The 13,658-nt window shown below is 68.4% G+C and carries 15 protein-coding genes; 10 read left to right on the forward strand and 5 right to left on the reverse strand.

Annotated features, from left to right (window positions below; all coding sequences use genetic code 11):
* Positions 1-209: 209 nt before the first annotated feature.
* Entirely contained in the window at positions 210-449 is a 240-nt protein-coding gene (locus tag HQ325_RS06595; RefSeq protein WP_027504121.1) for a hypothetical protein, read from the reverse strand.
* Between the two features lie 73 nt (positions 450-522).
* Here HQ325_RS06595 and HQ325_RS06600 point away from each other — a divergent pair, with 73 nt between their 5' ends.
* The 7 genes from HQ325_RS06600 (at position 523) to HQ325_RS06630 (ending at position 8,123) form a co-directional block, all read left to right on the forward strand.
* Positions 523-1,668 carry a lipase family protein gene (locus HQ325_RS06600; RefSeq protein WP_374107191.1) on the forward strand — a complete coding sequence of 382 codons (1,146 nt, stop codon included), beginning with the start codon at positions 523-525 and terminating at the stop codon, positions 1,666-1,668.
* A 59-nt stretch (positions 1,669-1,727) separates the two neighbouring features.
* A complete protein-coding gene (locus HQ325_RS06605) occupies positions 1,728-2,414 on the forward strand; it encodes a response regulator transcription factor (protein ID WP_027504120.1) in 687 nt (228 codons plus the stop codon).
* 71 nt (positions 2,415-2,485) lie between these two features.
* Entirely contained in the window at positions 2,486-3,934 is a 1,449-nt protein-coding gene (locus HQ325_RS06610) for a HAMP domain-containing sensor histidine kinase (RefSeq protein ID WP_261778009.1), read from the forward strand.
* 41 nt (positions 3,935-3,975) lie between these two features.
* Positions 3,976-5,340 (forward strand): S1C family serine protease, encoded by a 1,365-nt coding sequence (locus HQ325_RS06615; protein ID WP_222627466.1) that lies wholly within the window; start codon positions 3,976-3,978, stop codon positions 5,338-5,340.
* Between the two features lie 95 nt (positions 5,341-5,435).
* Complete coding sequence (locus HQ325_RS06620; protein WP_197027709.1) at positions 5,436-5,930, forward strand: molybdenum cofactor biosynthesis protein B; 495 nt, start codon at positions 5,436-5,438, stop codon at positions 5,928-5,930.
* A gap of 848 nt (positions 5,931-6,778) precedes the next feature.
* A complete protein-coding gene (locus HQ325_RS06625) occupies positions 6,779-7,453 on the forward strand; it encodes an MspA family porin (protein ID WP_261777707.1) in 675 nt (224 codons plus the stop codon).
* A 247-nt stretch (positions 7,454-7,700) separates the two neighbouring features.
* Positions 7,701-8,123, forward strand: a complete 423-nt coding sequence (locus HQ325_RS06630; RefSeq protein WP_222627470.1) for a hypothetical protein — start codon at positions 7,701-7,703, stop codon at positions 8,121-8,123.
* 93 nt (positions 8,124-8,216) lie between these two features.
* On the opposite strand, the gene mscL is transcribed toward HQ325_RS06630, so the two are convergent.
* The 4 genes from mscL to HQ325_RS06650 all read right to left on the reverse strand — a co-directional run bounded on the left by mscL (position 8,217) and on the right by HQ325_RS06650 (position 10,562).
* Positions 8,217-8,663, reverse strand: coding sequence for a large-conductance mechanosensitive channel protein MscL (mscL, locus tag HQ325_RS06635; protein WP_222627472.1), 447 nt, complete (start codon positions 8,661-8,663; stop codon positions 8,217-8,219).
* Positions 8,664-8,763: 100 nt separating this feature from the next.
* Complete coding sequence (locus HQ325_RS06640; RefSeq protein ID WP_222627474.1) at positions 8,764-9,426, reverse strand: SAF domain-containing protein; 663 nt, start codon at positions 9,424-9,426, stop codon at positions 8,764-8,766.
* An 89-nt stretch (positions 9,427-9,515) separates the two neighbouring features.
* Positions 9,516-9,866, reverse strand: a complete 351-nt coding sequence (locus HQ325_RS06645) for an FmdB family zinc ribbon protein (protein ID WP_222627476.1) — start codon at positions 9,864-9,866, stop codon at positions 9,516-9,518.
* 93 nt (positions 9,867-9,959) lie between these two features.
* Positions 9,960-10,562: a 5-formyltetrahydrofolate cyclo-ligase gene (locus tag HQ325_RS06650; RefSeq protein WP_222627499.1), complete on the reverse strand. Its 603-nt coding sequence runs from the start codon at positions 10,560-10,562 to the stop codon at positions 9,960-9,962.
* Positions 10,563-10,622: 60 nt separating this feature from the next.
* Here HQ325_RS06650 and HQ325_RS06655 point away from each other — a divergent pair, with 60 nt between their 5' ends.
* The 3 genes from HQ325_RS06655 to HQ325_RS06665 are packed head-to-tail and all read left to right on the forward strand — an operon-like array spanning position 10,623 to position 13,550.
* Positions 10,623-11,579 (forward strand): UTP--glucose-1-phosphate uridylyltransferase, encoded by a 957-nt coding sequence (locus HQ325_RS06655; protein WP_222627501.1) that lies wholly within the window; start codon positions 10,623-10,625, stop codon positions 11,577-11,579.
* Positions 11,580-11,611: 32 nt separating this feature from the next.
* The gene (gene glp / locus HQ325_RS06660; RefSeq protein ID WP_222627503.1) at positions 11,612-12,868 is read left to right on the forward strand and encodes a gephyrin-like molybdotransferase Glp; all 1,257 of its coding nucleotides are present in this window, start codon (positions 11,612-11,614) and stop codon (positions 12,866-12,868) included.
* 31 nt (positions 12,869-12,899) lie between these two features.
* Complete coding sequence (locus HQ325_RS06665) at positions 12,900-13,550, forward strand: GNAT family N-acetyltransferase (protein WP_222627505.1); 651 nt, start codon at positions 12,900-12,902, stop codon at positions 13,548-13,550.
* Positions 13,551-13,658 lie beyond the last annotated feature (108 nt).

Raw genomic sequence — 13,658 nt, forward strand, 5'->3', positions numbered from 1 at the left:
GCTGCCGCCCCGACGAGTGTCAGTGTGATCATCATGTGTTTCCTCCGATCGTGCTGAGGTCGGTTCCCCTGACCGGCCTCGACGAGAACGTGTCCCGCCGTGCTCCATGATTGCCCGTTCCGGGGTGGTTTCCACCGGAATGAGGGGCACCCCACGTGGTGCCGATCGAGGCGACGCGGGTCACAACTGAGTGTGACGCGAGGTCACGGCTACTCGCGCAGACCGTCGGCCAGCTCGAAGACCCGGCCCACGTAGCGAGAGACGAAGACGTCGAGTGCGTGGTCGGACAACTCCAGGCACCCCACCCGTCGGAACCAGTGTTCGAGGTCCACCAGCTTGTCGCCGAGGGCCACTCGATGGTCGTCGAGCGCCCGGAGTTCGTCCGCGACCGCGCGCAGCTCGAGCACCTTGTCGTTCACCGAACTCTGCGTCGCACCCACCTCGTCCATGACTGAAGAGCCTAGCGGTGATCGAACATATGTTCTAGTCCGGAATCCGGTGTCGTGGCGGTACGGTGACGCCGTGCCGAACCGCTCCCGCCGCCTGCTGCGCGCCCTGGTGACCCTGACCGCCACGACGTCCGTCGCGCTGACCCTCACGGGTGTGGCGCACGCGCAGGACCGCGACCCGGGCACGCTCGTCGGATCGACGGCGTCGCCTGCCCCGATCCCCGGAAGTGTCGACGCCCGGCGCATCACCTACTGGTCGGTGGGCTCGCAGAACGAGCCTGCCCTGAGTACCGGTGGCGTCTATCTGCCGCGCGGTGAGGCGCCCGAGGGCGGCTGGCCCGTCATCGCATGGGCGCACGGCACGTCCGGGCTCGGCGACGACTGCGCTCCGTCGGTCGTGGGTCCCACGTTGCCGGACCGCGACTTCCCGTACCTCCAGACGTGGCTCGACCGCGGTTACGCGATCGTCGCCACGGACTACGTGGGTCTCGGTACCCCCGGAGTGATGCCGTACCTGGACGGCAAGGTGCAGGCGCACAGTGTCGTCGACAGTGTCACCGCTGCACGGGAACTGGAGCCCACCCTGTCGAATCGGTGGGTCGCTATCGGCCAGTCCCAGGGCGGCGGCGCCGCGGTGACGACCGCGCGGTACGCCACCGAATACGGCGGCGCCGGCCTGGACTACCTCGGCGCCGTCGGGACCGGTGTGCCCGCCAACATCGAACTCGTCCTGCTCCCGCTCGGGCCCGGTGTGCCGCCCGTCGCGATTCCGGACGGTCTCACGTCGTACGTCTTCTACATCCTGGCGGGACTGCGCGCCGCCCATCCGGAGATAGATCTGAACTCCTACCTCACGCCGCTCGGTCGGCAGTGGGTCGACACCGCCGAGACGCAGTGCGCGAACCCGTTCCACGACGCGGTGTCCGGGTTGCGACTCGGCGACATGTTCTCGCGGCCGTTGGCGCAGATCCCGAACGTGTACGGATTGCTGAACGACTACATGGGTGTGCCCACCTCCGGGTACGACCGCCCCGTGTTCATAGGCCAGGGACTGCGGGACCTCGACGTGCCGGCACCGTCCGCGCTGTCGCTCGCGGCGGCCATGACGGCCAGCGGCGAACCGCTCACCTTCCGGACCTACCCGGGCGACCACAGTCAGACGTTCCGTGACTCGCAGCCCGACGCCATCGCCTTCGTCGACCGGCTGTTCGGGCGCTGACGCAGGCCGTCTCCATGTCCTCTCAGCAGCGTCTCAGTCGTCAGGGACACACTGTTCCCATGCGTGTACTGGTGACCGACGACGATCGTGCCGTCCGAGAATCGCTACGACGGTCGCTGACGTTCAACGGGTACACCGTGGACCTGGCGACCGACGGTCTCGACGCCCTCGAGAAGGTCGCGGCCGAGCGACCGGACGCGTTGGTGCTCGACGTCATGATGCCGAGGCTCGACGGGCTCGAGGTGTGCCGCCGTCTGCGCAGCACCGGCGACGATCTGCCGATCCTGGTCCTGACGGCTCGTGACTCCGTGTCCGAGCGCGTGGCGGGTCTCGACGCCGGCGCGGACGACTACCTGCCCAAGCCCTTCGCCCTCGAGGAGTTGCTGGCGCGGCTGCGCGCCCTGTTGCGACGCACCGGCGGGGAACTGGGTCCGGACAGCGAGGCCATGACGTTCGCGGATCTGTCGCTCGACCCCGTCACGCGTGAGGTGCGACGCGGCGAACGCCCGATCAGTCTCACCCGCACCGAGTTCTCGTTGCTCGAGATGTTGCTCGCCAACCCCCGACGGGTGCTCAGCCGGAGTCGCATCCTCGAGGAGGTGTGGGGCTACGACTTCCCGACGTCGGGCAACGCTCTCGAGGTGTATGTCGGGTATCTGCGACGCAAGACCGAGGCCGACGGCGAGACCCGACTCATCCACACCGTCCGCGGTGTGGGCTACGTGCTGCGGGAAACGCCTCCGTGATGGTTGCTCCCTTCGGCCGTCGGCGGGGCGAGGCCGGGACCGACAAGGCGCGCGCGGCGCAGGACGGACTGATGCGTCCTCCGATGCCGCTCACCCGCTCGGTGTCGCTGCGGTGGCGTGTCACGCTGCTCGCGGCGTCCGTCGTGGCCATCGCGGTCGCCGTCATGGCGATCGCGGCGTACGCGGTGGTGTCCCGTGCGCTGTACGGCGACGTGGACAACCAGCTCCGCACCCGGGCGAGTGCGCTGATCGAGACCAACCTCGTCGCGTTCGATCCCCGGTACGTCGCGGGCGCCACGCTCTACAGCACCGATGTCAGTGTCGCGCTGATCTTTCCGGATCTGACCAAGTACATCCCGCCGGGCTCGGTAGTGCCCATCGGTGATCCCGAGATGGACGTCGCGCTGGGCCAGTCGACCTCGTCGCTGCGCACCACCTCGGGTGCTCGCGTTCTCGCCGAGCGCACGCAGACCGGAAGCACGCTGGTGATCGCGCAGCGGCTCGCGCCCACCGGCCAGGTCCTCGACCGACTGGCCTGGGTGCTGTTCGTCGTGGGTGGTTGCGGCGTCGTCCTCGCGGCGGTGGCCGGCACAGCCGTGGGACGCACCGGTCTCCGCCCCATCGGACGTCTGACCGCGGCCGCCGAGCGTGTCGCCCGAACCGACGACTTGACTCCCATTCCCGTGACGGGCAACGACGAACTCGCCCGCCTCACCGACAGTTTCAACACGATGCTGCGGGCGCTCGCCGAGTCGCGGGCGCGGCAGAGCCGACTCGTGGCGGACGCGGGCCACGAACTGCGGACTCCGCTGACGTCGCTCCGCACCAACATGGAACTGCTGATCGCGTCGAGTCGGCCGGGTGCGCCGCGCATCCCGGAGCAGGACATGGCCGAGCTGCGCCTCGACGTGGTGGCGCAGATCGAGGAGTTGTCGACGCTCGTCGGCGATCTGGTCGACCTGGCACGTGAGGACGCCCCGGAGAACGTCTTCGAACGGGTCGACATGGCCGATGTCGTCGAACGCAGTCTGGAACGAGTTCGCCGACGCCGCAACGAGATCGACTTCGACTCGATGACCACACCGTGGATTCTGTACGGCGATCAGGCGGGACTGTCCCGCGCCGTCCTCAACGTCCTCGACAACGCGGCCAAGTGGAGTCCGTCGGGCGCCACCGTGCACGTGGCGATGATCGCCCGGCCCGACGGCCTGCTCGAACTCACTGTGTCCGATGCGGGTCCGGGCATCGCGCCGGAGGAGCGGGAGCTGGTGTTCGAACGCTTCTACCGGTCCACCGCATCGCGGTCCATGCCCGGATCGGGGTTGGGTCTGGCGATCGTGCGTCAGGTGGTGCTCAAGCACGGCGGAACCATCGCGGTGGAGGACTCGGTGACCGGCGGCACCCTGATTCGAATCGTCCTTCCGGGGGAATCCGCCGGTCCGCAAGACCCACAGGCGACTGACACGCTGATCTCAGCGCCCTCTCAGTCCGGCGGAGCATCGTCGATCAGGACGACGTGAGGTGACCGGTGCGAGCCGGTCATGGAGATGGAGCGAAACGCATGAACGAGGACCGCACCACTGGTGACAACGGCCGCGACGGCCGGGACGGCGCATCGGAGCCCACCGCGCAGCAGCCCGCGTACGGGGGACAGGGGCACACGCAGCCCCAGTACACCGGGTGGGACGGTCGACAGGCGGGTCAGCACCAGCAGCCCCACAACCCGTATCAGCAGCCTCACCAGCAGGGGCAGAACCCGTACCAGCAGAACCCGTACCAGCAGCAGCCGCAGTACTACGGCGGGACCGCGCCGGCGACCACCTCGCGGAAGCCGGGGCGTGCAGCCCTCGTCGCGGGCGCCATCGCGCTGGCCCTGGTGAGCGGCGGAGTCGGCGGCGCGGTCGGTGCCATCGCCGCGGACGGCGGCAGCGGCGGCATCACCAATGCCCTCAACCAGCCGGTCACCCAGGCCAACCCGGCCGCCAACGCCCCCGACGGTTCGGTGCAGGCCGTCGCGGAGAAGGTTCTCCCCAGCGTGGTCCAGATCCAGGTGGCGGGCCGCACCGCGGAGGGTGAGGGATCCGGCGTGATCCTCTCCTCCGACGGCCTCATCCTGACGAACAACCACGTCGTGTCCGGTGCGGGTGCCAACGCGCAGCTGACGGTCTCCTTCAACGACGGGTCCACGTCGTCGGCGACGGTGGTCGGCGCGGACGCGTCGTCCGACATCGCGGTGATCAAGGCGCAGGGACGCAGCAACCTGACGCCCATCGAGCTCGGCACCTCGGACGGCCTCCAGGTGGGCCAGGGTGTCGTGGCCGTCGGTTCGCCGCTCGGCCTCGCCGGCACGGTGACCTCCGGCATCATCTCGTCCCTGAATCGTCCCGTCGCGACCAGCGGCGAGTCCACGGACCAGACCACGGTGATCGACGCGATCCAGACCGACGCGGCCATCAACCCGGGTAACTCGGGCGGTGCGCTCGTGGACATGAACGGCAAGCTGGTCGGCGTCAACAGCGCCATCGCGACGTTGGGGGCGGGCGCCAGCTCGTCCGAGTCGCAGAGCGGCTCCATCGGTCTGGGCTTCGCCATCCCGGTCGACCAGGCGCGCCGCATCGCGGACGAGTTGGTGCAGACCGGCAAGGCGACGCAGGCCATCATCGGTATCAGTGTCCCGAGCCGTGACGACGCCAACGGGGCGACGGTCATGGCCGTCACCGAGGGCGGGCCGGCCGCGCAGGCGGGTGTACCGACGGGTGCGGTGGTCACGAAGGTCGACGACCGCGTCATCGCCAGCGGCGACGCTCTCATCGCGGCGGTCCGCTCGCACGCTCCGGGCGACGAGGTCTCGGTGACCTACACGCAGGGTGGCTCCGAGCAGACCGTGCAGGTCACGCTCGGGACGGCCCCGAGCGGAGGCAACTGATGAAGCGCCCCCGGATCGTCCGTGATCGCGGCCACCTCACGCCCATCGTCGGGCACATCGAGTCTCCGTCGGGCCCGGGCATTACGGTGAGCGACATGACTATGGATGCAGCCGTGGCCGGACGTGCGCTCGTCGTGATCGTCGACGACCGCACGGCCCATGGAGATGCCGACTCGACCGGGCCTCTGGTCAACGAACTGCTGACCGAGGCGGGCTTCCTCGTCGACGGTGTCGTCGTGGTCAGCAACGACGAGGTGGACGTGCGCAACGCACTGAACACCGCGGTCATCGGAGGCGTCGACCTAGTGGTCTCCGTCGGCGGCACCGGCACGTCACCGCGCGACGTCACCCCGGACGCGACGGCCGAGGTGCTCGACCGCGAACTGCTCGGCATCAGTGAGGCGCTCCGCTCCTCCGGACTGGCGGCGGGGTCGCTCGACGCCGGGCTGTCCCGCGGGCTCGCCGGAGTGTCCGGCAGCACGCTGGTGGTCAACCTGGCCGGGAGTCGCGCCGCCGTCCGCGACGGAATGGCGACGCTGACGCCGCTCGCCGCCCATGTCATCGGTGAGCTGTCCAGTCTTGACGGCTGACGACCCCCAGAAGAACGCCCCTCCAGCCGGCGACGCATCACCTGTCGATCCGGACTCCGAGGACACTGCGAGCCGGGCCCGTGCACGACGGGCCCGGCTCGCTCGTGTGTTCGGTGACGTCCTTCCGGAGTCGACTCGGGACGACGCAACGTCCGACGAACCACACCGAGGTGATTCGGGGCAAGGCTCGGAGGAATGGTTGAGGAGTCAGAGACCTCCCCATTACCACTGAAGTGGTGTGATCCACATCACTGGGAGTTACCACAAGGCGAACCCGATGTTGCCTGTCTGTTAACCGCGAATTCGCTGAATCGGGACGATCACCCCGTGGGTTACCGCAGGGTAGATGTGACTGGTGTGACTGGCAACCCCCGTGTCGGGACCGTTGTACTCGGGTGTGAGCCTGATAACGCGCACGTCACGGGGCATGCGTCGAGGCGATTAGCACAGATCCGGCAGGATCCCGACCATTGGAGCTGCGGCGCGTCGTGCGGCCAAAACGCTTGTGACGCACGTTCACACGCACGAAACGTGGGCGGCGGTGTTCGAGCGCAACGCCGTGAACGTAGGGATTGTCACGGTCCGAATCACCCTCTAAGGTTTCGCTCAGGTTCAACGGTGGATGCTGAATCGATACGAGGATGCGTCCAACTTGTGTTCCTGCACTGCCCGACGCGTAAGCCATGAGCTTGCAGTCGCCGCCTGATACGGTTCGCTCGAAAGCGAACCGCTCGGGAGGACGTCAGAGCCCGACAGCGCACCCGAGGCGAACACGCCGCGGGACGAACATGATGAGGAAGTACATGACCGTAATTCGTAAGCCGCGGCGCAGCCGGGGGCTCAAGTCCATGAGTGTTGCAGCTGTGGCAGGCGCCTCGGTCGTCGGTCTGGTTCTCGGAACCGGCACCGCGCAGGCCGGCGTCGACGCCAGCAACACCGTCGTTGACGCTGATGGCAACTCCATCACGGTCAACCTCGAGGACACCTTCGTGAACAGCGTGTTCCCGCTCGACGGCAACCCGCTCACCCGCGAGTGGTTCGGCAACGGCCGCATCACCTGGGCCATCAACGGCCCGTCCGCCGACGACTTCGAGGGCACGGTCAAGGTCGGTTACCAGGTTGGTTACCCGGCCAGCCTCGGTGGTTCGTTCACCGTTGCCTACACGACGCCGCAGATCTCGCTGGGCAGCAGCTCATCGACAGGTGCTACCGGTGCCGTGACCGGGGGCGGCTCCAGCGTCTCCACTGACGGCCTCCTCCCGACCGCCACTGCCTCTGTCGAAATCTCACCCGGACCCGGCATCGTCCAGTCCGAGGGTGCAGTCGCAGTCATCGACGAGTCGGCTGACATCACCGGTGGCGAGCAGGAAGCTGCCGGCTCCGAGGGCTCCGTCCAGCTGGCCAACGTCCACGGAACCGCCACCGGCATCCTGGGCAACGTCCGCGTCCGTCCCTACGCCTCGATCGTGTCCGCCACCGGCGACACGGCCGTCGCCTACGGCCCCGTGTGGACCTTCAACTGATCCTGGCCCAGCCAGTATCGGTTGCCTGCTGATCGGTAGTCCGCTGCCACAGCAGATCTGAACACAGACGAAGCCCCATCCGGGTCATCCGGGTGGGGCTTCGTCGTGTTCGTGAAGCGTGACAATGGCGCACGACAACGGTCGGTGGCATGTCACCAGGGTCCGAAGGTGCACCGCCCCACTGCGTTCCGGTGGTCGTGCGTCCTGTTGAATGGTCGGCATGAACTCCGGTACCGCGACTCGTGTGATGACTGCCGCCTTTGCCCTCACGGCCCTGGTGGGCCTGTCCGCCTGCAGCAGCGGGGATTCCGGGTCGTCCGACGACTCGTCCGAGAACGCCACCGCCTGCACCGAATTCGAGACCACGTACGACCAGTTCACCGCCCTCGTCAAGGCCGGCCCGGCCGACACCGACGTGCAGACGTGGACCGACGCGAAGACCGCCGAGATGCAGAAGTTCCAGCCGCTCGCGGACACCGCCACCGGTGACGTCGAGTCCTCGCTCAGCACCCTCATCGGTGCGCTGCCCGCAGATTCGCTCGAGCTCACCGAGCCGGACAGCTCGTCCGGTCAGGCCTTCGTCGACAACTCGACGGCTGTGGTCGACGCGTGCTCCGCGGCCGGCACCGCGATCACCCTCGACGAGTTCCCGCTGGTCAAGTTCAACTGATCTCGCTCCGAACAGACGACGAAGGGCTCGTACCCACCGCGCGGTGAGTACGAGCCCTTCGTCGTGTCTCGGGTGACGACGTCTCTCGAGTGACTACGTGGTGGTGCTGCCCGGGGTCGCGGTGCCGGTGATGCCGTCGGAGGTGGTCTTGACGCCGTCGGACCGGCCCTCCGCCAACAGGTCCCGGATCTGGATCAGGATGTCCTGATCGCTGAGGGCCTTCTCCTTCTTCGTCGCGAAGCGGTTCTTCGCGGTGTTCACCGGGAGGATGAGCACGAAGTACACGACCGCCGCGATGATGACGAAGTTGATCACCGCGGTGATGACAGCCCCGATGTTCACGAACGTCGCATCGTTGCCGGAGCGGATCAGGAAGCCCCAGCCCAGCTCGTTGCTCGCCCCGATGGACGAGATCAACGGGTTCACGATGTTGGTGGTGAATGCGGTGACGATGGCCGTGAACGCCGCACCGATGACCACCGCGACCGCGAGGTCGACCACGTTCCCGCGCAACAGGAAGTCCTTGAAGCCCTTCAACATGCGATCCGCCCCTACTCTCGTCGATCATGGATTGAGCCACGACGAGAGTAACCGACCAGCGCGTCTCGAGGGGCCCGGCAGCAGGACCGTGACGGGACGGTCACCGCAGGAGGACGGTGAGCGCGTCGGAGAGTGACGCGGCGGCGACGGCCGACGCGTCGTCGGCCCGCAGGGCGACCAGAACGAGCTGTTCGCGTCGCGAGACCCCGGAGCTCGGAGCCGACACCATCACCACGGTGGCGCTCTCGGCGATCACACCGGATGCGTCGTCCCCGTCCGGTGAGTTCGCCGCCCGCACCACGTCGACCACGTCGCCGGCCCGAAGCAGTTGTGCCAACTCGGGATCGGCGAGGCGGATCGGCACGATGCGGGCATCGCCGGACGGCAGGGTGGCGGACGCGAGCCGGGGCCCAAGCAGTCGGACATCGGTGAGTGCCTCGCCGGAGCGGACGGGTCCGGCGACCGTTCTTCCCACAGCCTCGTCCACCGACCGGAGCGTTCCGTCCGCGAGCAGAGACGAGTCCACGCGGGTCAGCGTGACGTCGGCTGCTGTGAGGTAGGTGCCGGGAGTAAGGTCCGCGGCGGCGACGACCACCGGTACCTCCGTGCGCGACGGATCGGTCCGGTAGGCCGAGACGGCGGCGAGTGCCACGAGAGCGCCGGCGAGGATGCGCCGAGCGGCGGGCGACCGCAGGCGCGGCGGCATCGGCGGGATGCGGTCGAACAGGCGCGCACTCAGCGGGTGGTCGACCGTGGGAGACATGACGCGACCGTAGGACGTGCGCGAGTCGCGGCGCCGCGAGAGTCAGCGGCGCCCGGGGACAGCGGCTCGGCGATCCCCGGGTCGGACGATCAGCTTGCGGCGGCGGGGGTGGAGGTGCTGGTCGACTTCTTCTCGCTCGACTTCTTCTCGCTCGAGGTGCTGGAGGTCGAGTCGGACTTCGTCTCGCTCTTCTTCTCGCTCGAGCCCTTGCTGTCCGACGAGCTGCCGGAGTCGGAGGAACCCGATTCGCTGCTGCTCGAGCTGCCACGGCTGTCGTTGCGGTAGAAGCCGCTGCCCTTGAAGACGATGCCCACGGTGTTGAACAGCTTGCGGAGCTTGCCGGAGCACGCGGGGCACACGGTCAACGAGTCGTCCGTGAACTTCTGGACGATGTCGAACCGGTTGTCACACTCGGTGCACGCATAAGAGTAGGTAGGCACGTTTCCTCCGCTGTCGGTCCCTGACTGGCACTCTACAGTCGACAGTGCCAGCGTCGGCAATCGAGGCAACGTCGGTGCAGGTGGCGCTATTCCTCAGCCGCGACTGTCGTGGACCAGCCGCTGCAGCCCCGACAGCGGCGTCAACACGTGGGTCATGCGCACGTCGTGCGGTTCGGTCGGCAGCGCGTCGACCACGTCGTCGTCGTACACGACCCCCACCAGCCACGCGTCCGGCCGGACGGCACCGAGCGTGCGGTCGTAGAAGCCGGCGCCCCGACCGAGGCGACCACCGCTGCGGTCGACGGCGAGCGCGGGGACCAGCACGATCGACGCGTCCGCGACGGTCTCGGGAGGAAGCGTCGGGCCGGCCGGTTCACGCAGGCCGTACGCGGCCGAGACGAGCGAGTCGGGTCCGGTGTACTCGGCCCACGACAGTGGCCCGGGTTCGCGCGCGACGGGCAGCAGAACGCGCACGCCGGTGGCCAGTGCGGAGTCCAGCATGGTCACGTCGCCGGGCTCGCTACCCACCGGTACGTAGGCGGCGAGAGTGTCGCCGCCGCGCTCCCGCACATCGGAGGCCAAAACCGACACGGCGTGAGAGAGTGCCTCTGATGCCCGCTCCCGTGCGAGGACGTCTCGCTGTTTCCGGGCAGTGAGTATGCGTGTCCTCCACTCGAGTTTGTCGTCACTGATCACGGGGGAAACCCCAGTGTCTCGCGAAGGACGATTCGCGGTCTACATGGATAGGGTGTGCGCATGAGCTCAGCAAACAGTGAGTCCGAGGCCGGTGGCAAGAAGCCGTCGTTCCGTACGGCCGTCGTACCCGCTGCAGGCATGGGAACGCGTTTCCTCCCCGCCACGAAAACGGTGCCGAAAGAGCTGCTGCCGGTGGTCGACACACCCGGGATCGAATTGGTCGCCGGAGAGGCCGCCGATTCCGGTGCCCAGCGTCTGGTCATCGTCACCTCGCCCGGCAAGGACGGTGTGGTCGCACACTTCGTCGAGGATCTGGTGCTGGAGAACAAGCTCGAGGCGAGCGGCAAGCTCGAGATGCTCGAGAAGGTCCGTGTCGCGCCCGGACTTCTCGACGTCCAGTCGGTGATCCAGGCGGAGCCGCTGGGGCTCGGGCATGCCGTCGCGTGCGCCGAGGAGGTGCTCGACGACGACGAGGACGCGATCGCCGTCCTGCTTCCCGACGATCTGGTGATGCCGCGCGGGGTGCTCGACGTAATGTCGCGGGTGCGTGCCAAGCGCGGCGGAACCGTGTTGTGCGCCATCGAGGTTCCCGAGGACGCGGTGTCCGCCTACGGCGTGTTCGACACCGAGATCGTGCCCGACGCGGTGAATCCCAACGTGCTCAAGGTCAACGGCATGGTGGAGAAGCCCAAGAAGGAGGACGCGCCGTCGAACTACGCGGCGGCCGGCCGATACCTTCTGGACCGGGCCATCTTCGACGCATTGCGACGCATCGAGCCCGGCGCCGGCGGCGAACTGCAACTCACCGATGCCATCGCGCTCCTCATCGAGGAGGGCCATCCGGTACATGTGGTGGTGCACCGCGGAGTGAGACACGACCTCGGAAATCCCGGGGGATACCTCCGCGCTGCGGTTGACTTCGCACTGGAACGCGAAGATTACGGTCCGGCGTTGCGCGAGTGGCTCCAGGAGCGCTTGAGCGACAGCTGGGCACCGGAGCTCACGACCTACGAGTGACGCCCGGTCGACACGGATGACGGAAGGTGCGGATGCGCTCGGTTGAGGAGCAGCAGTCGAGAGTGACGGCTGCAGCGGTTGCCCCCCGGCCGGTGCGAGTCGCCATCTCCGAGGCGCAGGGATTGCTGTGCGCAGAGGAAGTGGTGACCGAGCGCCCGCTGCCCGGGTTCGATCAGGCGGCCATCGACGGCTACGCGGTCCGCAGTGTGGACATCGCTGCTGCGGGGTCGGCCACCGACGACGACGGCGCGCCCGTCGACATCTCGCTGCCCGTGGTGGGTGAGGTCGCGGCGGGGTCGCGTCAGCCCATCCGTCTGCAGCCGCGGCAGGCGGTACGCGTGGACACGGGCGCACCGCTGCCCACCCTGGCCGACGCCGTTCTCCCCGTGGAGCGAGCGAAGTTCGCGCGCGGCCGCATCGAGGTGCTCGCACCCGTGCGCTCCGGGGAGTACGTGCGCCGCATCGGTGACGACGTGCAGCCCGGCGACGTCGCGGTGCGGTCCGGGACCATCATCGGCGCGGCGCAGGTCGGGCTCCTCGCAGCCGTGGGCCGCGACAAGGTCCTGGTGCATCCCCGTCCGCGACTCTCGGTCATCTCGATCGGCGGCGAGCTGGTCGACATCGAACGCACACCGGGCCAGGGCCAGGTGTACGACGTGAACAGCTACGCCCTCGCTGCCGCGGCACGTGACGCGGGCGCGGACGTCAACCGCATCGGCATCGTCAGCGGTGACGCCAAGCGGCTCCGCGAGGTGGTCGAGGGGCAGCTCATCCGCTCCGAGATCGTCGTCATCGCCGGAGCCGTCGGCGGCAGCGCGTCCGACGAGATCCGCGAGGCGCTCGAGGACTTCGGCGACATCGAGGTCGGTCGCGTGGCGATGCACCCCGGATCGGTGCAGGGCTTCGGCCAGCTCGGTCGCGACGAGGTGCCCACCTTCCTGCTGCCGTCCAACCCGGTGAGTGCGCTCGTCGTCTTCGAGGTGATGGTGCGGCCGCTCGTGCGCATCGCGCTCGGTCGACGGCAGCCCATGCGCCGCATCGTCACTGCCCGCACCGTCGGACCCATCACGTCCATCGCCGGGCGCCGCGCCTACCTGCGCGGCCAGCTCATGCGGGACGAGGGCACGGGGGAGTACCTGGTGCAGGCACTCGGCGGTGCTCCAGGCAGCTCGTCGCACCTGCTGGCGACGCTGGCGGAGGCCAACTGCCTGGTCATGGTCGACCCCGAGGTGACCGAGGTGCGGACCGGCGAAGAGGTCGACGTCGCATTCCTCGCGCAGCGCGGCTGACGCTCCGTCCTCTTCGCTAAGGTTTCGAAGTATGCCGCGATCGTGGTCGAGCCATCCCGGATGGCCGGCGAAGCTGGGACCTCTCGTGGTTCCCGCGGGCGAGGTGACGGTCCGGCCGGTGCGTCTGCGTGACGCCGCGGTGTGGTCGCGGACCCGCATCGACAACCGCGCGCACCTCGAACCGTGGGAGCCCACCGGTGAGGCGCCCTGGGACATGCGGCACGCGATGTCGTCGTGGCCGCCCCTGTTCTCGAGTCTCAAGGCCGAGGCCCGGCGCGGGATGATGCTGCCCTTCGCCATCGAACTGAACGGCACCTTCGTCGGGCAGCTGACGGTCGGCAACATCGTCCGCGGAGCCCTTCGGTCGGCGTGGATCGGCTACTGGGTGGCCAAGGACGTCGGCGGCCAGGGCGTCGCGACGGCGGCACTCGCCCTCGGCGTCGATCACTGCTTCGCGTCGGCCGGGCTGCACCGGCTCGAAGCCACCGTGCGGCCGGAAAACGCTGCCAGCCAAGCGGTTCTGCGTAACGTCGGGTTCCGTCAGGAGGGCCTGTTGCAGCGGTACCTCGACGTGGACGGTGCGTGGCGCGACCACATCCTCGTGGCCATGACGGTGGGGGAGACGCCCGGAACGGTGGCCGACGTCCTGGTGCGCAGTGGTCGGGCGGCGTGGGCTCGGTAGAGGGGTTGCGTGTTCCCGCTGACGCTGTCGGGACGTGCTGACGCTGTCGGGATGTGCTGACGCTGTCGGGATGTGCTGACGCTGTCGGGATGTGCTGACGCTGCAGCA

This window comes from Rhodococcus sp. BP-349 (genome assembly GCF_019835845.1).
GTDB lineage: Bacteria > Actinomycetota > Actinomycetes > Mycobacteriales > Mycobacteriaceae > Rhodococcoides.

Coding starts and splice junctions, on each gene's coding strand:
- HQ325_RS06595 (WP_027504121.1), bottom strand. CDS start 449: ATGGACGAGGTGGGTGCGACGCAGAGTTCGGTGAACGACAAGGTGCTC.
- HQ325_RS06605 (WP_027504120.1), top strand. CDS start 1,728: ATGCGTGTACTGGTGACCGACGACGATCGTGCCGTCCGAGAATCGCTA.
- HQ325_RS06610 (WP_261778009.1), top strand. CDS start 2,486: ATGCGTCCTCCGATGCCGCTCACCCGCTCGGTGTCGCTGCGGTGGCGT.
- HQ325_RS06615 (WP_222627466.1), top strand. CDS start 3,976: ATGAACGAGGACCGCACCACTGGTGACAACGGCCGCGACGGCCGGGAC.
- HQ325_RS06620 (WP_197027709.1), top strand. CDS start 5,436: ATGACTATGGATGCAGCCGTGGCCGGACGTGCGCTCGTCGTGATCGTC.
- HQ325_RS06625 (WP_261777707.1), top strand. CDS start 6,779: ATGAGTGTTGCAGCTGTGGCAGGCGCCTCGGTCGTCGGTCTGGTTCTC.
- HQ325_RS06630 (WP_222627470.1), top strand. CDS start 7,701: ATGACTGCCGCCTTTGCCCTCACGGCCCTGGTGGGCCTGTCCGCCTGC.
- mscL (WP_222627472.1), bottom strand. CDS start 8,663: ATGTTGAAGGGCTTCAAGGACTTCCTGTTGCGCGGGAACGTGGTCGAC.
- HQ325_RS06640 (WP_222627474.1), bottom strand. CDS start 9,426: ATGTCTCCCACGGTCGACCACCCGCTGAGTGCGCGCCTGTTCGACCGC.
- HQ325_RS06655 (WP_222627501.1), top strand. CDS start 10,623: ATGAGCTCAGCAAACAGTGAGTCCGAGGCCGGTGGCAAGAAGCCGTCG.
- glp (WP_222627503.1), top strand. CDS start 11,612: ATGCGCTCGGTTGAGGAGCAGCAGTCGAGAGTGACGGCTGCAGCGGTT.
- HQ325_RS06665 (WP_222627505.1), top strand. CDS start 12,900: ATGCCGCGATCGTGGTCGAGCCATCCCGGATGGCCGGCGAAGCTGGGA.